This window comes from Streptomyces sp. MspMP-M5 (assembly GCF_000373585.1).
Taxonomy (GTDB): domain Bacteria; phylum Actinomycetota; class Actinomycetes; order Streptomycetales; family Streptomycetaceae; genus Streptomyces.
Window position 1 is genome coordinate 361,378 of record NZ_KB891885.1, and the last position, 18,422, is coordinate 379,799.

20 protein-coding genes and 1 pseudogene are annotated in these 18,422 nt (G+C 71.0%); 8 read left to right on the forward strand and 13 right to left on the reverse strand.

All coding sequences use genetic code 11. From position 1 onward, the window contains the following. Nucleotides 1–177 precede the first annotated feature (177 nt). The 5 genes from B073_RS0114725 to B073_RS0114745 form a co-directional block, all read right to left on the reverse strand. Nucleotides 178–1,533, reverse strand: a complete 1,356-nt coding sequence (locus B073_RS0114725; RefSeq protein WP_018538852.1) for a dicarboxylate/amino acid:cation symporter — start codon at nucleotides 1,531–1,533, stop codon at nucleotides 178–180. A gap of 460 nt (nucleotides 1,534–1,993) precedes the next feature. Further along, nucleotides 1,994–2,281 carry a DUF4229 domain-containing protein gene (locus B073_RS0114730; RefSeq protein WP_018538853.1) on the reverse strand — a complete coding sequence of 96 codons (288 nt, stop codon included), beginning with the start codon at nucleotides 2,279–2,281 and terminating at the stop codon, nucleotides 1,994–1,996. A 95-nt stretch (nucleotides 2,282–2,376) separates the two neighbouring features. After that, entirely contained in the window at nucleotides 2,377–2,901 is a 525-nt protein-coding gene (locus B073_RS0114735; RefSeq protein ID WP_018538854.1) for a GNAT family N-acetyltransferase, read from the reverse strand. Between the two features lie 45 nt (nucleotides 2,902–2,946). Then, entirely contained in the window at nucleotides 2,947–4,110 is a 1,164-nt protein-coding gene (gene mqnE / locus B073_RS0114740; RefSeq protein ID WP_018538855.1) for an aminofutalosine synthase MqnE, read from the reverse strand. Nucleotides 4,111–4,314: 204 nt separating this feature from the next. After that, on the reverse strand, nucleotides 4,315–4,773 hold the full coding sequence (locus B073_RS0114745; protein WP_018538856.1) for an Lrp/AsnC family transcriptional regulator: 459 nt from the start codon (nucleotides 4,771–4,773) through the stop codon (nucleotides 4,315–4,317). A gap of 125 nt (nucleotides 4,774–4,898) precedes the next feature. Here B073_RS0114745 and B073_RS48765 point away from each other — a divergent pair, with 125 nt between their 5' ends. Continuing rightward, nucleotides 4,899–5,033, forward strand: a complete 135-nt coding sequence (locus tag B073_RS48765) for a hypothetical protein (protein WP_018538857.1) — start codon at nucleotides 4,899–4,901, stop codon at nucleotides 5,031–5,033. Here the strand turns inward: B073_RS48765 and B073_RS0114755 are convergent. Continuing rightward, nucleotides 5,030–5,752 (reverse strand): UbiX family flavin prenyltransferase, encoded by a 723-nt coding sequence (locus tag B073_RS0114755; protein WP_018538858.1) that lies wholly within the window; start codon nucleotides 5,750–5,752, stop codon nucleotides 5,030–5,032. The two genes, B073_RS48765 and B073_RS0114755, sit on opposite strands and share 4 nt — an antisense overlap. A 126-nt stretch (nucleotides 5,753–5,878) precedes the next feature. On the opposite strand from B073_RS0114755, the gene B073_RS0114760 reads away from it, so the two are divergent. The 3 genes from B073_RS0114760 (at nucleotide 5,879) to B073_RS0114770 (ending at nucleotide 7,182) form a co-directional block, all read left to right on the forward strand. After that, the gene (locus tag B073_RS0114760) at nucleotides 5,879–6,484 is read left to right on the forward strand and encodes a rhomboid family intramembrane serine protease (RefSeq protein ID WP_018538859.1); all 606 of its coding nucleotides are present in this window, start codon (nucleotides 5,879–5,881) and stop codon (nucleotides 6,482–6,484) included. Nucleotides 6,485–6,547: 63 nt separating this feature from the next. Further along, complete coding sequence (locus B073_RS0114765; protein WP_018538860.1) at nucleotides 6,548–6,805, forward strand: hypothetical protein; 258 nt, start codon at nucleotides 6,548–6,550, stop codon at nucleotides 6,803–6,805. After that, on the forward strand, nucleotides 6,802–7,182 hold the full coding sequence (locus B073_RS0114770) for a hypothetical protein (protein ID WP_018538861.1): 381 nt from the start codon (nucleotides 6,802–6,804) through the stop codon (nucleotides 7,180–7,182). Before B073_RS0114765 ends, B073_RS0114770 begins: the two co-directional genes overlap by 4 nt. A 60-nt stretch (nucleotides 7,183–7,242) precedes the next feature. Here the strand turns inward: B073_RS0114770 and mqnP are convergent, their stop codons facing one another. Together mqnP and B073_RS0114780 are read right to left on the reverse strand one after the other, a co-directional pair. Further along, nucleotides 7,243–8,148 (reverse strand): menaquinone biosynthesis prenyltransferase MqnP, encoded by a 906-nt coding sequence (mqnP, locus tag B073_RS0114775; protein WP_018538862.1) that lies wholly within the window; start codon nucleotides 8,146–8,148, stop codon nucleotides 7,243–7,245. Between the two features lie 100 nt (nucleotides 8,149–8,248). Further along, on the reverse strand, nucleotides 8,249–9,703 hold the full coding sequence (locus B073_RS0114780; protein ID WP_018538863.1) for a menaquinone biosynthesis decarboxylase: 1,455 nt from the start codon (nucleotides 9,701–9,703) through the stop codon (nucleotides 8,249–8,251). An 85-nt stretch (nucleotides 9,704–9,788) separates the two neighbouring features. Here B073_RS0114780 and B073_RS39980 point away from each other — a divergent pair, with 85 nt between their 5' ends. The 4 genes from B073_RS39980 to B073_RS0114800 all read left to right on the forward strand — a co-directional run bounded on the left by B073_RS39980 (nucleotide 9,789) and on the right by B073_RS0114800 (nucleotide 13,468). Then, on the forward strand, nucleotides 9,789–10,277 hold the full coding sequence (locus tag B073_RS39980; protein ID WP_018538864.1) for a PLD nuclease N-terminal domain-containing protein: 489 nt from the start codon (nucleotides 9,789–9,791) through the stop codon (nucleotides 10,275–10,277). Between the two features lie 67 nt (nucleotides 10,278–10,344). Further along, entirely contained in the window at nucleotides 10,345–10,908 is a 564-nt protein-coding gene (locus tag B073_RS39985; protein ID WP_018538865.1) for a nucleoside deaminase, read from the forward strand. A 97-nt stretch (nucleotides 10,909–11,005) separates the two neighbouring features. Next, nucleotides 11,006–11,617 (forward strand): DUF4291 domain-containing protein, encoded by a 612-nt coding sequence (locus B073_RS0114795; RefSeq protein WP_018538866.1) that lies wholly within the window; start codon nucleotides 11,006–11,008, stop codon nucleotides 11,615–11,617. 423 nt (nucleotides 11,618–12,040) lie between these two features. Continuing rightward, a complete protein-coding gene (locus B073_RS0114800; protein WP_026247377.1) occupies nucleotides 12,041–13,468 on the forward strand; it encodes an alkaline phosphatase family protein in 1,428 nt (475 codons plus the stop codon). Nucleotides 13,469–13,593: 125 nt separating this feature from the next. Here the strand turns inward: B073_RS0114800 and ccsB are convergent, their stop codons facing one another. From ccsB to B073_RS0114825, 5 genes and pseudogenes are all read right to left on the reverse strand, one after another. Beyond that, nucleotides 13,594–14,688 (reverse strand): c-type cytochrome biogenesis protein CcsB, encoded by a 1,095-nt coding sequence (gene ccsB, locus B073_RS0114805; protein ID WP_018538868.1) that lies wholly within the window; start codon nucleotides 14,686–14,688, stop codon nucleotides 13,594–13,596. Then, a complete protein-coding gene (gene resB, locus B073_RS0114810) occupies nucleotides 14,685–16,514 on the reverse strand; it encodes a cytochrome c biogenesis protein ResB (RefSeq protein ID WP_018538869.1) in 1,830 nt (609 codons plus the stop codon). Before resB ends, ccsB begins: the two co-directional genes overlap by 4 nt. A gap of 3 nt (nucleotides 16,515–16,517) precedes the next feature. Further along, nucleotides 16,518–17,282, reverse strand: a complete 765-nt coding sequence (locus B073_RS0114815) for a cytochrome c biogenesis CcdA family protein (RefSeq protein ID WP_018538870.1) — start codon at nucleotides 17,280–17,282, stop codon at nucleotides 16,518–16,520. Nucleotides 17,283–17,286: 4 nt separating this feature from the next. Beyond that, complete coding sequence (locus tag B073_RS0114820; protein WP_018538871.1) at nucleotides 17,287–17,901, reverse strand: TlpA family protein disulfide reductase; 615 nt, start codon at nucleotides 17,899–17,901, stop codon at nucleotides 17,287–17,289. Nucleotides 17,902–18,043: 142 nt separating this feature from the next. Continuing rightward, nucleotides 18,044–18,422 (reverse strand): annotated as a pseudogene (locus B073_RS0114825) (hypothetical protein); the annotation flags it as partial.

Sequence of the window (18,422 nt, forward strand, 5' to 3'; positions counted from 1 at the left end):
TGCGGCTTACACGCCGCATAAAGGCAGCGATCACAGCACGGTCCCAGGCTCACCCTCAGTACGTGGAGCAAGAACGGAAACTCCCCGCCCAGCAGCTAACTCTGTCGGAGTCAGTACACACGGATGTGCCCCGCCCCTAGGGAAAGGGGCAGGGCACATCCTTGGCACCAGCGCAGGCTAGGCAGCGGCCGGCACGGAGACCTTCTCCTCCGCGGTGTCAGCAGCGGCCGTGTCCAGGCTCATGCCCTTGACGCTGTTGTACGCGTCGCGGTCGAGGATGCCCTCACGTGCAGCCACGATCAACGTGCATACCGATTGACCGGCGACGTTCGTCGCGGTCCGCATCATGTCGAGGATCGGGTCGATGGCCATCAGCAGGCCGACGCCCTCCAGCGGGAGGCCCAGCGTCGAGAGGGTCAGGGTCAGCATGACCGTGGCGCCGGTGAGGCCGGCGGTGGCGGCGGAGCCGATGACCGAGACGAAGGCGATCAGGACGTAGTCGGCGACGCTCAGATGGACGCCGAAGATCTGGGCGATGAAGATCGCGGCGATCGCCGGGTAGATCGAGGCGCAGCCGTCCATCTTGGTCGTCGAGCCGAACGGCACCGCGAAGGAGGCGTACTCCTTGGGCACGCCGAGGCGCTCGGTGACCTTCTGGGTGACCGGCATGGTGCCGACCGAGGAGCGGGAGACGAAGGCCAGCTGGATCGCGGGCCAGGCGCCGCGGAAGAACTGCAGCGGGTTGACCTTGGCGACGGTCGAGAGCAGCAGCGGGTAGACGACGAAGAGGACCAGCGCGCAGCCGATGTAGATGTCGACGGTGAAGGTCGCGTACTTGCCGATGAGGTTCCAGCCGTAGGTGGCGATGGCGTTGCCGATGAGGCCGACGGTGCCGATCGGGGCGAGGCGGATGACCCACCAGAGGGCCTTCTGGAGGAGTTCCAGGGCGGAGCGGCTGATCTTGAGGATCGGCTCGGCCTTCTCGCCGAGCTGCAGCGCGGCGATGCCGGCGACGGCCGCGATGAAGACGATCTGCAGGACGTTGAGCTCGGTGAACGGCGTGATGACGTCCTTGGGGACGATGCCGGTGAGGAAGTCGATCCAGGAGCCGGTGTGCTGGGGGAGCTTGCCGTCCTTGGGGGTCAGGCCGGTGCCCGCGCCGGGGTTGCTCAGCAGGCCGATGGCCAGGCCGATCGCCACCGCGACGAGCGAGGTGACCATGAACCACAGCAGGGTGCGGGTGGCCAGCCGGGCGGCGTTGTTGACCTGCCGCAGGTTGGTGATCGAGACCAGGATCGCGAAGAAGACCAGGGGGGCGACGGCCAGCTTCAGCAGCTGGACGAAGAGGTCGCCGATGTGCTCCAGGGTGGAGCCGAGCCAGCCGACGTCACCGCTCTTGGCAACCCAGCCGAGCAGCACGCCGAGGACGAGGCCGGCCAGGATCTGCACCCAGAACGGGATCTTGGGTATTCGGGAGGACTTCGGGGACTTCGGCGCCGTCGCGGGCGCGGGGGTCTGGGCGGGCGTGGACAACGGACACACTCCGGGAACGGTGAAGGCGTGGGGACGCGGGGCGTCGGGGACGGCGTGACAAAGCGCCAGGAGGTCCGTACGTAGAAGCAGGAATCTCCGGCCGCTGGAGGACGTGTCAGCGGCGGCAACAGGCCGCGGACATACAGCGGCAAAGATCGACGTGCAGGCGCGCCACGAGCGGGACGCTCATGGGGGTCGAGGGCGCGGCTGCGGTCTTCATGACATGCACGTTAACACTTGAACTTTGAGGAACCCAAAGAAAATCTTTGAGTGGGGGGCATGCCCGGTGCACCGCCGTGGGGGCGGCGACAGGACGCAAAAGGGCGCCCGGTTCGGGGAGTTGGGACTCCCCGGACCGGGCGCCGGTCGAGGTGGGGGGACGGGCGGCGCGTCGACGTGACGCGTCTTACAGCACCGAAAGTGGGGGGAAGCGGACCAGGGAGGGTGCCGGGCCCGGGGGCTAGAGCCGGTCCTCCATGCTCTGGTTGGCCGCCAGGCGCTCCTTCTGGCGGTCCACCTTGGCCACGATCTGCTCGGACATCGCGTCCCGCTGCTTGCGCAGCAGCACGAAGCTGAGCGGCGCGGAGATCACGATGGCGAGGAGCAGCAGCCAGATGGCGTTGGAGTTGCCAACGCCGAGCGGGATGATCCGGAAGTACGCGAGCACCCACACCACGGCGAAGCAGACGGCGAACAGGCCGATGCGAAGGGCGGTGTAGCGGAGCGTGGCGAACTTGGGGCTACTCACGGTCGGGACCTTCTTCTCAACGGCAACCGAAAGGGTCTCCGTCCAGTCAAGCACAGGAAGCCGGGCGATCTTCCGGGCCCCCGGCACCGGGGGCGTCAGGCCAGGTCCAGCCACATGGTGACGTCGTCGCGGAAGTCGTCGTCGGCGAGCTTGATCGCGCGGGGGGCGCGGCCGATCTCGCGATAGCCGCAGCTCTCGTAGAAGCGGTGCAGGCCGGTGCCGCCGCGGCAGGTGAGGCGGAGGCCGATGATGCCGTCGAGGGAGCGGGCGGCGTCGGCGACCGCGGCCATCAGGTCCCGGCCGACGCCGCGGCCCTGGAGGGCGGGGTGGACCATGACGGTGTAGACCCACAGCCAGTGGGTGTACATGCGGTGCCAGTTGAGGGTGAGGAACGCGGTGGCCACGATCCGGCCGCCGGCGTCCCGGCCGACGAGCAGCCGCTCGCGGCCCTCGGCGAGCGCCGCGAGATGGCGGACGAGGTCGGGGCGGACGTCCTCGGCGGTCACGGGCGGAACAAAGCCGACCGCGCCGCCCGCGTTGGAGACGTCCGCCCACAACGCGCAGATCCCGTCGCGGACTTCCGGGGTGACGGCAGGGTCCAGCTCGAAGCGCACGCTCATGAGGCGGACCCTACCGGGGCTCCCCGGGAGGGGACGCGGTCGTCGTCAGACCCGCATCGGCTGCGGGGACTCGCGGCGCTCCGGGTCCGGGCCGGGGTACTCGCGGATGGTCTCGTAGCGGGTGTTGCGCTCGACGGGGCGGAAGCCGGCGTCGCGGATCAGCTCCAGCAGGTCGTCGCGGGTGAGCTTGTTCGGCGTGCCGTAGTTGTCGGCGTCGTGCGTGATCTTGTACTCGACGACCGAGCCGTCCATGTCGTCGGCGCCGTGCTGGAGGGCCAGCTGGGCGGTCTGCACGCCGTGCATCACCCAGAACACCTTGACATGCGGGATGTTGTCGAAGAGGAGCCGGGAGACCGCGAAGGTCTTCAGGGCCTCGGCACCGGTGGCCATCGTGGTCCGCGCCTGGAGCTTGTTGCGGACCTTGCCGTCCTGCATGTCCACGAAGTCGTGCTGGTAGCGCAGCGGGATGAAGACCTGGAAGCCGCCGGTCTCGTCCTGGAGCTCGCGCAGCCGCAGGACGTGGTCGACGCGGTGGCGGGGCTCCTCGATGTGCCCGTAGAGCATGGTGCAGGGCGTCTTGAGGCCCTTTTCGTGGGCGAGGCGGTGGATCCGCGACCAGTCTTCCCAGTGGGTCCGGTGGTCGACGATGTGCTGCCGGACCTCCCAGTCGAAGATCTCGGCGCCGCCGCCGGTCAGCGACTCCAGGCCGGCGTCGATCAGCTCGTCGAGGATCTCGGAGGCGGACAGGCCGGAGATGGTCTCGAAGTGGTGGATCTCGGTGGCGGTGAACGCCTTCAGCGAGACACCGGGCAGCGCCTTCTTCAACTCCCGCAGCGAGCGCGGGTAGTAGCGCCACGGCAGGGTCGGGTGGAGGCCGTTGACGATGTGCAGCTCGGTGAGGTTGTCGTTCTCCATCGCCTTGGCGAGGCGGACGGCCTCCTCGATGCGCATGGTGTACGCGTCCTTCTCGCCCGGCTTGCGCTGGAACGAGCAGTACGCGCAGGACGCGGTGCACACGTTCGTCATGTTGAGGTGGCGGTTGACGTTGAAGTGGACGGCGTCGCCGTTCTTCCGGGTGCGGACCTCGTGGGCGAGGCCGCCCAGCCAGGCCAGGTCGTCGGACTCGTAGAGGGCGATTCCGTCCTCGCGGGTCAGCCGTTCGCCGGCGTGGACCTTCGCCTCCAGCTCGCGCTTGAGGCCGGCATCCATCGACGCAGCCATCGGGTCGCCTCCCACCATCTCTGTCTGTCACCGGCCGTTTCACGTGAAACGCTGGCCGTTTCGTGCGAAAAACGGGCTTCGCCGAGCCTACTCCCCCGGTTCCGCGGCGGACGGAGGCCCCTGGGAAGCGAGCCGGGGCCGCCGTCCGCCGTCGGTGTGTGCCGTGGTGTGTGCCCGTGGTCCGGGCCCGGTTCAGTCGACCTCGTCGGGGAGTTCGCCGACGCGGTTCTCCCACTTGGTGGAGAGCACGATCGTGGTCCGCGTGCGGGAGACGCCCTTGGTGCCGGACAGTCGCCGGATGGTGCGCTCCAGCCCGTCCACGTCGCCGACCCGGACCTTGAGCATGTACGAGTCGTCGCCGGCGATGAACCAGCAGTCCTCGATCTCGGCGAGGTCCTTGAGCCGGCGGGCGACGTCCTCGTGGTCGGCGGCGTCCGACAGGGAGATGCCGACCAGGGCGGTGACGCCGAGCCCGAGCGAGGCGGCGTCGACCGTCGCCCGGTAGCCGGTGATCACTCCGGCCGCCTCAAGGCGGTTGATCCGGTCCGTGACGCTGGGACCGGAGAGGCCGACGAGGCGGCCGAGCTCCGCATAGGAGGCCCTGCCGTTCTCACGAAGTGCCTGGATGAGCTGCCTATCCACCGCGTCCATGCCCTCAAGCCTTCCAATCTTTCCGCGTTTCTGCGTTCTGCATGTAGAATCTAAGGCATACAGGGCTTCGGCCCTGCGATTCAGCCAGAATGATCAATGCCGATCTTTCAACAGGAGTTGTCACCGTGTACTCGATCGAGATGGCCTACGCCCGCATGCGTGAGCTGCAGGACCAGGCCAATCGTTCCCGTGCCGCCCAGCAGTCCGCCACCCCGCGGACCCGGCGCCGCCTGGGCCGCGCCGCCGCCAAGAAGCGCTAACGAGCCTTCGGGGCCTCCCCCTTGGAGCCGCCCCCGAGCTCCCCTTCCCATCGCCGGTACAGCCCGTGCGGCACGCCCGCCGCATCGAGCACCCGGCCCGCGACGAAGTCCACCAGATCCTGGATGTGCGTCGCACCCGCGTAGAACGCCGGAGAGGCGGGCAGCACCACGGCGCCCGCCTCGTCCAGCGCCACCAGATGCCGCAGCGTCGGCCCGTTCAGCGGGGTCTCCCGCACCGCGACGACCAGCGGCCGCCGCTCCTTGAGCGTCACGCTCGCCACCCGCTGCAGCAGGTCCTTCGACAGCCCCAGCGCCACCCCGGCCACACAGGCCGTGCTCGCCGGGACGATCAGCATCCCCTTCACCGGATACGAACCCGACGACGGGCCCGCCGCCAGATCCCCGGCCGGCCAGTACCGGACCGAGGCCGGCGCCTCCTCGCCCACCCGGAAGGTGTCCGGCTTGCCGTCCGCGCCGCGCGCCAGCCACTCCCTGAGGTCGCTGCGCCAGTGCGCGTCCCGGAAGGCGATCCCGGTCTCGTCCAGGAGGGTCAGCCGTGCGGCCCGGCTGACGACGAGATCCACCGCCTCCCCGGCCGCGAGCAACCCGCGCACCACGGACGCGGCATACGGCGTCCCGGACGCGCCGGAGATCCCCACGACCCACGGGCGGCGCCCCGGGTCCTGCTTGCTGGTGTCATTGCTGTGCGGCGGCTCCACGGATCGAGCCTATCCGGCGGAACCAGCGGGGCCGTCACGACCGTTACTACCTGTGCGCCGGTACGACGCCGGGAGCAGGCCACGGACGCCGACGACAGGACCCGACAGGACCCCAGGGGGCCGGAGATGACACCACGCACCGCACGGGCCAGGCCCGCGCTGCTGCTGATGCTGGGCTGGGTGGCGCTGCTGTGGGTCCTGGAGGGCGTCGACACCCTCAGCGGCAACGCCCTCGACGCCTTCGGCATCCAGCCCCGCGATCCCGCCGAGCTGGTCGACGTGGTGCCCGCCGCCTTCCTCCACTTCGGCTTCGGCCACCTGGCCGCCAACACCCTCCCGCTGCTGGTGCTCGGCTTCGTCGCCGCGCTGCGCAGCGGAATCCGCCGGTTCCTCGCCGCGGTGCTGACGATCATCGTCGTCAGCGGGCTGGGCGTCTGGCTGACCGCCCCGCCGCACAGCAACACCGCGGGCGCCTCCGGCGTCGTCTTCGGGCTCTTCGGCTATCTGCTGGTCCGCGGCTTCATCGAGCGCAAGCCGCTGGACATCGGGATAGGGCTGGGCGTGGGCCTGTTCTACGGCTCGATCCTGTGGGGCGCGCTGCCCACCCAGAGCGGGATCAGCTGGCAGGCCCATCTGTTCGGGCTGGTCGGCGGGGTGCTGGCGGCATTCGTACTGCGCGAGCGGGGCCGGGCGGTGCGGGCGGCGGGCGCCGTTGTCGGACCCGTCCCGTAATCGCGAAGGTCCGCGGGTACGGGTACGTACCCGTACCATGACGGCACGGGAAGGAGCACGACCATGTCCGATGCCAACATTCGCATCCCTGAAGAGGCCAAGGAACGGCTCGCCGCCATCGCGGCCGCCGAGGGCCTGTCGCTGCGTGCCTACCTGGCCCGGCTGGCCGAGACCCTGCTCACCCCGGCCGAGCGCGCCGAGCGTGCCGAGAAGGCCCGGATCCTGTTGAAGGAGTGGAACGGATACGCTCCCACCCCGGCCGAGCAGCGGGACCTCGACAACGAGCTCGACCGGCGCCTGGACCGGGTGAGCAGCCTGTGAGCGACGCCCTGCACATCGTCCTGGACGAGACCGCGATGGCAGCGGCCGGCCAGGGCAACATCCTCGCCTCACGCCTCATCCACCGCGCGCACACCGAACCGGACTGGCACCTGTACGCGCCCGCCTGCGCCCTGGTGGAAGCCGACCGCGCCCGGCCCGGGACCGCCGAGCACCTGGCAGCGCTGCCCGGCATCACCGTCCTCGACCTCGACCTGCCCGCGGTCCTCGCCATGGCACGGCGGCAGACCTGGGCCGCCGCGCACTGTCACCATGCGGCCCAGCCGACGCCCGACCGCCCCGACGGCGCGATCGTGGCCACCACCGCCCCGCAGCGATGGGGTGGAGAAGCGGTCCGTGTCCTGGACCTCAACGCCTGACGCGTGCCGCGGCGGGCGGAGCCGTCCGGCCCCGCCCGGCCCCGTCCGATCGACGGAGCGTCAGAGTGTCAGGCCGCGGACGAAGAGATCGAGCAGCGCGCAGACGAACAGCGCGATCCCGATGAAGCTGTTGACCTGGAAGAACGCCCGGTTGAGCCGCGAGGTGTCGTGCGGCCGCACGATCGCGTGCTCGTAGCAGAAGGCCACCGCCACGATCACCAGGCCCGCCCAGAAGAAGACCCCGGCGCCGATGGCGACGCCGTACCACGCCAGCAGCGCGGTGGTCACGACATGGCACCAGCGGGCGCCCCACAGCGCGCCCGGCACACCGAAGCGGGCCGGGACGGACAGCACGCCGTTGCGGCGGTCCGCCTCGACGTCCTGGCAGGCGTAGATCAGGTCGAAGCCGCCGATCCAGATGCCGACCGCCAGACCGAGGATCACCGACTCCCAGGACCAGGCGCCGGTGATCGCGATCCAGGCGCCGACCGGGGCGATGGCCTGGGCCAGGCCGAGGATCGCGTGCGGGAAGTTGGTGAAGCGCTTGCCGTACGGATAGACCACCATCGGCACGACGGCGACCGGCGCCAGCGCCAGGCACAGCGGGTTGAGCAGCGCGGCCGCGCCCAGGAAGACCACCACGGCGACCAGCGCGCCGGTCCAGGCGGACCGGACCGACACCGCGCCGGTGACCAGCTCGCGCCCGGCCGTGCGCGGGTTACGGGCGTCGATCTCCCGGTCGATGATGCGGTTGACGGCCATCGCGAAGGTGCGCAGGCCGACCATGGCGACGGTGACGAGCAGCAGCCGGAGCCAGTGGACGTGTCGGTCCAGCTGGTGCATCGCGGTGAAGGCCGCGATGTAGGCGAAGGGCAGCGCGAAGACCGAGTGCTCGATGACGACGAGCCGGAGAAAGGCCCGCGTCCGGCCCGGCTGCGGTACCGCGGCGGCGGCGGATGCGCTCATGCCGGAACTCCCCCAGCCTCCGGCCGGGGGGACCCCCACGCGCGCTCGGCCCCGCGTGCGCGCGGCGCGCACCTCTTGATGGTTCCCTCGCCAGGCTCGCTCACAGCCCGTACTCCTTCCAGCGGCGGTCGACCAGTGCCGCGGTCCTCGGGTCCGACTCGACCATGTCCGGCCAGCCGCCGTCGCGGGTGTAGCCCTCCTCGGGCCACTTCTTCGTGGCGTCGATGCCTGCCTTGCCGCCCCAGAACTGCTGGTAGGAGGCGTGGTCGAGGTGGTCGACGGGGCCTTCGACGACGGTCAGGTCGCGGGCGTAGTCGGTGTTGCCCAACGCCCGCCAGGAGACCTCGTGGAGGTCGTGGACGTCGCAGTCCGCGTCGACCACCACGATCAGCTTCGTCAGCGACATCATGTGGGCGCCCCAGATGGCGTGCATCACCTTCTGGGCGTGCTTGGGGTACTTCTTGTCGATCGAGACGATCGCGCAGTTGTGGAAGCCGCCGGACTCGGGGAGGTGGTAGTCCACGATGTCCGGGACGATGATCTTGAGGAGGGGGCGGAAGAACCGCTCGGTCGCGCGGCCCAGCGGCCCGTCCTCGGTCGGCGGGCGGCCCACCACGATCGACTGGAGCAGCGGCCGGCGCCGCATCGTCACGCAGTCGATCTTCAGCGCGGGGAACGGTTCCTGCGGCGTGTAGAAGCCGGTGTGGTCGCCGAACGGGCCCTCCGGCAGCATCTCGCCGGGCTCCAGCCAGCCCTCGATGACGACCTCGGCGTGCGCCGGGACCTGGAGCGGGACGGTCTTGCAGTCCACCATCTCGATCCGCTTGCCCTGGAGGAAGCCGGCGAAGAGGTACTCGTCGATGTCGCCGGGCAGCGGGGCGGTGGAGGCGTAGGTGACGGCCGGCGGGCAGCCGAAGGCGATGGCGACCGGCAGCCGCTCGCCGCGCCGGGCGGCGACCTGGTAGTGGTTGCGGCTGTCCTTGTGGATCTGCCAGTGCATCCCGATGGTGCGCCGGTCGTGGCGCTGGAGGCGGTAGAGACCGAGGTTGCGGACGCCGGTCTCGGGGTGCTTGGTGTGGGTCAGGCCGAGGTTGAAGAAGGAGCCGCCGTCCTTCGGCCAGGTGAACAGCGCCGGCAGCTTCTCCAGGTCGACGTCGTCGCCGGTGAGCACGACCTCCTGGACGGGGGCGTCGCCCTTGAGCTTCTTCGGCGGGACGTGCGTCATGTTCGCGAGCTTGCCGAACGCCTCGCGGACCCCGACGAAGCCGTGCGGCAGCTCGGGCTTGAGGAGCCCCCCGATCTTCTCGCCGATCTCCTCGTACGTGGTGAGGCCGAGGGCCTTCAGCAGCCGGCGGTCGGTGCCGTAGACGTTCATCGCCAGCGGCATCGACGAGCCCTTGACGTTCTCGAAGAGCAGCGCCGGCCCGCCGGCCTTCTGCACCCGGTCCACGATCTCGCCGACCTCCAGATACGGGTCGACCTCGGCCTTGATGCGCGTCAGGTCGCCCTCGCGCTCCAGGGCCCGCAGCAGGGAGCGAAGATCGTCGTAAGCCATGCGTTCCAGTATCCGGTACGCACTACCCTGTACGGGTCACGGGGCCCGCCGAGGCCCGTCCACACGTGCAGGGGGACCCTCCGCAATGCTCAGGTATCTGCCGTTCCTGTTGGTGCTGGCACTGTGGATCTACGCCTTCATCGACTGCCTCAACACCCCCGAGTCGCAGGTCCGCGGCCTGCCCAAGGTGGTATGGGTGCTGATCATCCTGCTCTTCGGCGAGGTGCTGATCGGGCCGGTCGCCTGGCTGGTGGCCGGTAAGGAACGCCACCGGGTGGCGGGCGGCGGTGGCAGCACGCCCGCCGAGTGGCACCGCAACCACGGTGCGAACCCCCGGGCGGCGTGGGTGGCGCCGGACGACAATCCGGAGTTCCTGCGGTCGCTGCGCGAGGAGAACAAGAAGGACGAGGCGCTGCTGAAGGACTGGGAGGCCGATCTGCGGCGCCGCGAGGAGGAGCTGCGGCGCCGGGAGGCCGGGGCCGCCGAGGGCGGGAAGGGCGCCGGCGACTCCGACGGCGGTGACGGGACGCGCGGCAAGAAGGGCCCCGAGGACACCCCACCCGCCGCTTCCTGATTGCCCGTCAGGCCCGTCCGGCCCAGCCCCCGTTGCCGGGCCCCGGCCGGGCGGGAAGAGTACCGGCATGGACCAGGCACCGGATCAGGACCGGCAGCGGGCACGGGGGCGGGAGTGCGACGCCGTCCGCCGCTACGGCCGCGTGGACGGCCATCACGACGCCGCCGGCGACCCCGCACACCTCCAGGAGCAGGCCCGGGCCATGCTCGCCACCGCCGTCGAGGAGGCGCGGGCCGGGCTGGCCGAGGGCGGCATCCCCATCGGGGCGGCGCTCTACGGGCCGGACGGCACGCTGTGGGGGCGCGGCCGCAACCGCCGCGTCCAGGACGGCGATCCCTCGCTGCACGCCGAGGTCGCGGCGTTCCGGGCGGCCGGGCGGCAGCGCGACTACCGCGGCACGACGATGGTCAGCACGCTCTCGCCGTGCTGGCTGTGCAGCGGGCTGGTGCGGCAGTTCGGCATCTCCCGGGTCGTGATCGGCGAGGCCCGGACGTTCCACGGCGGCCACGACTGGCTGGCCCGGCACGGCGTGCGGATCGTGCTGCTGGACGATCCGGGGTGCGCGGCGATGATGCGCGACTTCATCGGGGCGCGGCCGGAGTTGTGGCAGGAGGACATCGGCGGCCTCTGAGGCCGGACCGCACCGCCGCACCGCCTGCCCGCCGCGGCGTACGGGTGGCGCGTAATCCGGTGGTCCGCGGCGCCCGGCCCGGGCAGGATGGGCCGCCATGAGCACCGGCACCACCGCCGCGCCCGAGCCGTCCCGCCGCATCCGGGCGCTGCACACCGCGGACACCGTCACCGTCTATCAGGCGTACGCGCCGTCCCTGGGCCTGCCGGCCGCGCGGGACGGCCGGTTCCCCGCCGCCTGGAAGCGCGACCGCATGACGTGGATCAAGCCGTCGTTCCTGTGGATGATGTACCGCAGCGGCTGGGGCACCAAGGCCGGCCAGGAGACGGTCCTGGCCGTCGAGATCACCCGTGCGGGCTTCGACCGGGCACTGCGCCGGGCCTGCCTGTCGCACTACGTCCCCGGGCTGCACCCGGACCGCGACGCCTGGCAGCGCGCGCTGCGCCACTCCCCGGCCCGGGTCCAGTGGGACCCCGAGCGCGATCTGCACCTCCGGCCGCTCCCCCACCGCTCCCTCCAGCTCGGCCTGTCCGGCGAGCTGGCGCGGGCGTACGCGGACGAGTGGACGGTCGCCATCCGCGACGTGACGCCGCTGGCCCACACGATCCACGCCCTGGTCCGCGCGGGCGACGACCGGGCCGCGCGGGCCCTGCTGCCCGACGAGCGCCCGTACCCCGCCCCGGAGGAGGCCCTGGCGCAGCTGTGCTGAGCCGGCCCGGTGGCGGCGGCTTTCCGGCCACCGGGCCCGGGCCCGGCGCCCGTTGAGGCGCGGCACGGCGGTCCGCTACCGTGCGGCGGGCCCGGCGTCGCGCGCACCCGTCGGGCCCGCGACCGGGCGGCGTCCTCCAGGGGAGTGGCCGCCTCCCGGCGCCCTGCCCGGCACCCGGGGGAACTCCCGGGCGTAAGCGGCGTGTCCCCGTCAATCGCCACAAAGGCGTAGCCGGGGCGGCGACCGGCCGGTCGGGCGCTGCCGCACATGACGTACGGAACGTAGGACCGGTCGGCCAACTCTGGTCTGTTCACGGCCATTTGACTCAGCGTTCAGCAACCTCCCCCTGCCCGGGAAACTGCCCCGCCGCCACAGTCGGGACGGCCCACCGAGGCCGCACGCGACTCAGGGAGAGTGGCATTCATGCCGGATATGACCCGACGCAGACTCCTCGGCTCGGCGGCCGGGGCGATCGGTGGCACGGCCGCGCTGTCGTTGCTGCCGCCCAGCGTCCAGAAGGCCGTCGCCGCCGGTCCCCCGCGTCACGGCTCACTGCGCGACATCGAGCACGTCGTCCTGCTGATGCAGGAGAACCGTTCTTTCGATCACTACTTCGGCACCCTGCGCGGCGTCCGCGGCTTCGCCGACCCGCACGCGCTCCGCCTCTCCACCGGACGGTCCGTCTTCTACCAGCCGGACCCCCAGAACCCCGACGGCTATCTGCTGCCGTTCCGCCTGAACACCCACGCCACCAGCGCCCAGGCCATCCCGTCCACCAGCCACGCCTGGTCGGTCCAGCACGAGGCGTGGAACGGCGGCAAGATGGACCGCTGGCTGCCCGCGCACCGCAAGGCCGACGGCGTCAACGGCCCGTACGTGATGGGCTACCACACCCGCGAGGACATCCCGTTCCAGTTCGCCCTCGCCGAGGCGTTCACCCTCTGCGACAACTACTTCTGCTCGGTCTTCGGGCCCACCTGGCCCAACCGGCTGTACTGGATGACCGGCACCCTCGACCCGGGCGGCACCCACGGCGGCCCGGTCCTGAACAACACCGCGCCCAAGCCGTACCGCTGGACGACGTACGCGGAGCGGCTCCAGGCGGCCGGCATCAGCTGGAAGGTGTACCAGGAGGAGGACGACTACGGCTGCAACCTGCTGGAGCAGTTCCAGACGTTCCGGGACGCCAAGCCGGGCAGTCCGCTGTACGAGAAGGGGGTGCGGCCGCAGCCGGCCGGCACCTTCGAGGAGGACGCCCGCAAGGACCGGCTGCCGGCGGTCTCCTGGATCATCCCCACCAGCTACCAGTCGGAGCACCCGGACTACCTGCCGGCGGCCGGCGCCGACTTCGTGGCCAAGAAGATCGAGGCGATCGCCGCGAACCCGAAGGTGTGGGCCAAGACCGCCTTCATCCTGAACTACGACGAGAACGACGGCCTCTTCGACCATGTGCCGCCGCCGGTGCCGCCGGCCGGGACCAGGAACGAGTTCGTCGGCGGCCTTCCGATCGGGGCCGGCTTCCGGGTCCCCTGCCTGATCGTCTCTCCCTGGACGGTGGGCGGCTGGGCGGCCGGCGACGCCTTCGACCACACCTCGGTGCTGCAGTTCCTGGAGCGCTTCACGGGCGTGACGGAGCCCAACATCAGCGACTGGCGGCGGGAGACGTTCGGCGACCTGACGTCGGCGTTCGGCTTCCGGTCGGCGGCGCACCACCCGCCGCGGCTGCCGCGGGACACCGCCGAGAAGCTCGCCGAGGCGCAGTGGGAGGTGGCGCACCTGCCCAAGCCGACGCTGCCGGGGGCGGCCCAGAAGCCGCCGTACCAGGAGCGCGGCGGGCGCAAGCGGCGCTGAGGCGGGGCCGCGGCTCCCGTAGGAGGGGCGGCGCGGCTCCCGTACACACGACGGTGCCGTACGGACCGGCCTGGTGGAGGAGGCCGGTCCGTACGGCACCGGTGTGTCGTGGGCCGGGCGGGACGTCAGACGCCGGCGTAGGAGTGCAGGCCGGTGACGAAGATGTTCACGATGAAGTAGTTGAAGAGGTAGCAGACGAAGGCGACCAGGCCCAGCCAGGCGGCCTTGCGGCCCTTCCAGCCGACGGTGGCCCGGGCGTGCAGGTAGCAGGCGTAGGCGACCCAGGTGATGAAGGTCCAGACCTCCTTGGGGTCCCAGCCCCAGTAGCGGCCCCAGGCGGCCTCGGCCCAGATGGCGCCCGCGATGATGGTGAACGTCCACAGCGGGAAGACGGTCGCGTTGACGCGGTAGGCGAACTTGTCGAGCGAGGCGGCCGAGGGCAGCCGCTCCAGGACGGAGGTGGCGAAGGCGCCGGGCTGCTTGCCGTCCGGGTCGGCGAGCTTGCCCTCGTAGCGGTCGCGGAAGAGGAAGAGCAGGGTGGCGACCGCGCCGAGGTAGAGCACCGCGCCGGAGAGGATCGCGCAGGAGACGTGGATCCACAGCCAGTAGGAGTGCAGCGCGGGCACCAGCTGGTCGCTGGCGGTGTACAGGACGCTGACGGCCAGGCCCAGGTCGAGCAGGACGGTGGTGACCAGCGGCAGGCCGAGCCAGCGGACGTTCTTCTTGAGCAGCAGCAGGACCAGGTAGGCCGTCACCGCGGCCCCGCCCAGGGTCGTGGAGAACTCGTACATGTTGCCCCAGGGGGCGCGCTGCACGGACAGGGCGCGGGTGACGACGCCGCCCACGTGGAGCGCCCAGGCCAGGACGGTCAGCGAGATCGCGATCCGGCCGTAGAGGTCGCCCTTCTCGGTGCCGCCGTGGGCGCCGGGGCCGTCGGGGACGTCGCGGCTGCCGGCCGCGGAGCGGGTGACGACCTTGGGGCGTTCCAGGACGGCGGTGCCGGTGCCGCCGGCGGCGGCCGCGCTCCGGGCGCGGGCCGCGGCGGGGGCGGCGGCCTCGGCGGTCAGCGCGGCGGCGGTCCGGCCGACCTTGCTGCGGCTGCCGAACACCCACTCGGCCATGTGGGCGACGAAGGCGAGGGTGTAGACGGCCATCGCCGAATAGACCAGCACATTGCTGTTGTGGGCCAGTGTCTCGTTGGCTGCGGCAGCGAGATTCACGCGCGCGCTCCTTCGGAGGGATCAGCAGGATCGGCAGAGTCGGACGGCTCCGTCGGGTCTTCGGCGGACGTGCCGGGCCCGTCCGCGGTGTCCGCGGCGGGCGCGGCGAGCGGGGCGCTCGGGGTCAGCTCGGCCGCGAGGGCGGCGAGTTCCTCGGCCACCCGGGACGACTCGCTGCGGCCCAGGCCGGCCATCTCGACGACGGTGACGTCGCCGTCGTCGGCGCGCTCCGCGCGGACCCAGACCCGCCGCCGCTGGATGAACAGCGAGGCGGCGAGGCCGAGCAGGGCGCAGACCGCGCCGGTCAGCGCGAGGCCGTTGCCGGGCTGGTGGGTGATCTTGAAGCTCGCCCAGGTCTTGATGCCGTCGAAGGTGATGGAGCCCGCCCCGTCGGGGAGGTTCATCGTGGATTCGGCCGCGAGCTGCTCGGGCGTCAGCTTGGCGCCGGTGTGGCCGAGCATCTGTGCCGCCCGGTCCTTGGGCAGCAGCATCTTCTTGAAGAAGTCGCCGCCGGCGTCCTTGTACTGCGTCATCCGCTTGGTGTCGAGGCGGTAGACGTTCTGCGGCAGGCCGGAGTCCATGCCGAGGTCGCCGTGCCAGGCGTTCACCGACAGGACGGGGAAGTCCGGGGCGGGGAACTGGGAGAACATCGATCCGGAGTTCTTGCCGCCGAAGGTGGGGACGAACAGCGCCTGGAAGCCGAGCTGGTTGCGCTTGCCGTCCGCGGTCCGCGCGCCCGGGACCTTCACCACGCCGGAGGAGGTGAAGTTCTTTGGATCCTGCGGGAGGAAGGGGACGGCGCCGTGGTACACGACCTTGCCGCGGCCGTCCTTGACGGTGACGACCGGCGCGTAGCCGTGCGAGAGCAGGTAGACCTTGTTGCCGGCGATGTCGAGCGGGGTGTTCACCTCGACCGACTTCTTGTGCTCGGTGCCGTCCGCGCCGGTGAAGTAGGTGATGTTGGCGCGGAAGGTGCGGGGGGTGCCCTTCTGCGGGCCGGTCCGCTCGTAGGTCGCGTCGAAGGAGTCCATGGTGAAGCCGAACGGCGCCATGGTGTCGGTGTCGAAGAACGGGCCGGAGGAGAAGTCGTCGTACTGGGTGAGGCTGTTGGAGAAGCCGTCGCCCTCGGTGATCAGCTTGCCGCCCTCGGACTTCCACAGGCTGCCGGCGGCGAACGCCACCAGCATCACGATCAGCGCGACGTGGAAGAGGAGGTTGCCGGCCTCGCGCAGATAACCCTTCTCGGAGGCCACCGCGGTGCCCTCCCGGCGGATCCGGAAGCGCCGCCCCCGGAGCATCCGCTCGGCGGCGTCCAGGACCTGCTCGGGCGCCGCCTCGGTGCGCCAGGTGGTGTACGCGGGCAGTCGCGTGAGCCGGCGCGGGGCGGCCGGCGGGCGGCCGCGGAGCTGGCCCACGAACTGCCAGGCGCGCGGCACGATGCAGCCGATCAGCGAGATGAACAGCAGCAGGTAGATCGCCGAGAACCACACCGAGCTGTAGACGTGGAACATCCCCAGCTTGTCGTAGATCCCGCCGAGGGTGGCGTGCTTGTCCTTGAACTCGTCGACCTTGACCGGGTCGATGCTGGTCTGCGGGATCAGCGAGCCGGGGATCGCGCCGATGGACAGCAGGAAGAGCAGCAGCAGCGCCACCCGCATGGAGGTCAGCTGGCGCCAGAACCAGCGCGCCCAGCCGATCGGACCGAGCGAGGGGAGGGAGACGTCCTCCTTGGGCGCGGTGCTGAGCTGGGATCCGGCGGTGCCGAGATCACCGCTCTCGTCGGCGGTGGCGCCCGGCTCGTCCGTGGTGTCGGTCTTGGTGGACATCAATCAGATCCCAACGGTGATGCTTTGCGTCCAGCTCTGCAGCTGGGACATCAGGGTGTCCCAGACGCCGGTGACGAGGAGGACGCCGAGGGCGATCATCATGCCCCCGCCGGCCCTCATCACCCAGACGTAGTGCCGCTTGACCCAGCCGAAGGCGCCCAGCGTCCGGCGGAAGGCGAGCGCCACCGCGATGAACGGCAGCCCCAGGCCCAGGCAGTAGGCGACGGTGAGCAGCGCGCCGCGGCCGGCGCTGGCGTCGTAGAAGGAGAGGGTGTTGACGGCGGTGAGGGTGGGGCCGAGGCAGGGCGTCCAGCCGACGCCGAAGAGCACGCCGAGCACCGGCGCACCGGCCAGCCCCATCGCGGGTTTCTTGTGGAACCGCAGCTCGCGCTGGCCGAACCGCTTCAGGACGCCGGCGAAGGCCAGCCCGAGCAGGATCATCAGCACGCCCAGGACCCGCGAGATGACGTCCTTGTAGTCCTGGAGGGTCTTGCCGAAGAAGCCGAAGAGGGCGCCGCCGGAGACGAAGACGGCGGTGAAGCCGAGGACGAAGAGGCCGGCGCCGGCCAGCATCCGGCCGCGCCGGGCGTCGGCGAGGTCGGTGCCGGTGACGCCGGTGACGTAGGACATGTAGCCCGGGACGAGGGGCAGCACGCAGGGCGAGAAGAACGAGACCAGGCCGGCGAAGAGGGCTACCGGGACGGCCGCGATCAGGGCGCCGCTGACGATGGTCTGGTTCTCCGCTGCGGTGGCGGCGAGCGCGATCACGCGATCACTTCTCGGCGATCAGCGGGTCGACCATCTTGCGCAGGTCGTCCTCGGCGAGCGGGCCGATGGACCGCGCGGCGATCCGGCCCTGCCGGTCGATGGCGATGGTGGAGGGGATCGACTGCGGGTTGAGGCTGCCCTTGGGGAAGCGCAGCATCAGCTTGCCGGTGGGGTCGAACAGGCTCGGGTAGGGCACCTTGTGCTCTTCCTCGAACTGGGTGGCCTGCGACTTCTCGGCGTCGCGGGTGTTGATCCCGACGAACTGGACGCCCTTGTCCTTGACGTCGTTCGCGACCTTGGCGAAGTTGGGGGCCTCGGCGATGCAGGGGCCGCACCACGATCCCCAGACGTTGACGATGACGACCTTGCCCTTGTAGTCGGCGACGTCCAGGTGCTTGCCGGTGGTGGTCTCGCCGGACAGGTCGGGCGCCGGCTGCCGCTCGTCGGGCTTGACGGTGTCGACACCGTTCTTGCCCTGGACGAAGCGGGTCTGCGCCGAGCCTCCGGCGGCACCGTCGCCGCAGGCGCTCAGCGTCAGCGAGGCGGCCGCGGCTCCCGCGGCGTACAGGGCGAGACGGCGGCGACTGGTGAGGCGGCGGAGGGCGCGGCTGTCACTCATGTGAAAAGTTTCGCATGGGCCGATTACGGATCTTCCGCGCCCCCCTGGGGCCTGTGTCGCCCCGGACGAAGGTGCATGTCAGCCCTGCGGAACGGTACCTTCCGGCGCGTCCGGCAGGCTGCGCGGGGGAGGTGCCGGGCGGTCAGACCTGGGAGAGGAAGCCCCGCCAGCCGCCGGCCGGCCGCTGGCCGACGCCCATCCCCTGCAGCTTGCGGACGACCCGCGGGTCCTGGGCGTCGAGCCAGTCGGTGAACTGCCGGAAGGAGACCAGCCGGACGTCCTTGCGCTTGTCGTCGGCGATGTGCTTCAGCGCCTCCTCGACGGCGTCCATGTAGATGCCGCCGTTCCACTGCTCGAAGTGGTTGCCGATGAAGAACGGCGCGCGGTTGGTCTCGTAGGCCCGCCGGAAGCCGGATATGTACGCCTCGGTGGCCTGCTTGCGCCAGCCCGGGTAGTTGGCCGGCGGCGCCTTGGTGGAGTTCTGGGACTGGTTGGCCAGGATGTTGTAGTCCATCGAGAGC

Coding starts and splice junctions, on each gene's coding strand:
- B073_RS0114735 (WP_018538854.1), bottom strand. CDS start 2,901: ATGAGCGTGCGCTTCGAGCTGGACCCTGCCGTCACCCCGGAAGTCCGC.
- mqnE (WP_018538855.1), bottom strand. CDS start 4,110: ATGGATGCCGGCCTCAAGCGCGAGCTGGAGGCGAAGGTCCACGCCGGC.
- B073_RS0114745 (WP_018538856.1), bottom strand. CDS start 4,773: ATGGACGCGGTGGATAGGCAGCTCATCCAGGCACTTCGTGAGAACGGC.
- B073_RS0114760 (WP_018538859.1), top strand. CDS start 5,879: ATGACACCACGCACCGCACGGGCCAGGCCCGCGCTGCTGCTGATGCTG.
- B073_RS0114765 (WP_018538860.1), top strand. CDS start 6,548: ATGTCCGATGCCAACATTCGCATCCCTGAAGAGGCCAAGGAACGGCTC.
- mqnP (WP_018538862.1), bottom strand. CDS start 8,148: ATGAGCGCATCCGCCGCCGCCGCGGTACCGCAGCCGGGCCGGACGCGG.
- B073_RS0114780 (WP_018538863.1), bottom strand. CDS start 9,703: ATGGCTTACGACGATCTTCGCTCCCTGCTGCGGGCCCTGGAGCGCGAG.
- B073_RS39980 (WP_018538864.1), top strand. CDS start 9,789: ATGCTCAGGTATCTGCCGTTCCTGTTGGTGCTGGCACTGTGGATCTAC.
- B073_RS39985 (WP_018538865.1), top strand. CDS start 10,345: ATGGACCAGGCACCGGATCAGGACCGGCAGCGGGCACGGGGGCGGGAG.
- B073_RS0114795 (WP_018538866.1), top strand. CDS start 11,006: ATGAGCACCGGCACCACCGCCGCGCCCGAGCCGTCCCGCCGCATCCGG.
- B073_RS0114800 (WP_026247377.1), top strand. CDS start 12,041: ATGCCGGATATGACCCGACGCAGACTCCTCGGCTCGGCGGCCGGGGCG.
- resB (WP_018538869.1), bottom strand. CDS start 16,514: ATGTCCACCAAGACCGACACCACGGACGAGCCGGGCGCCACCGCCGAC.
- B073_RS0114820 (WP_018538871.1), bottom strand. CDS start 17,901: ATGAGTGACAGCCGCGCCCTCCGCCGCCTCACCAGTCGCCGCCGTCTC.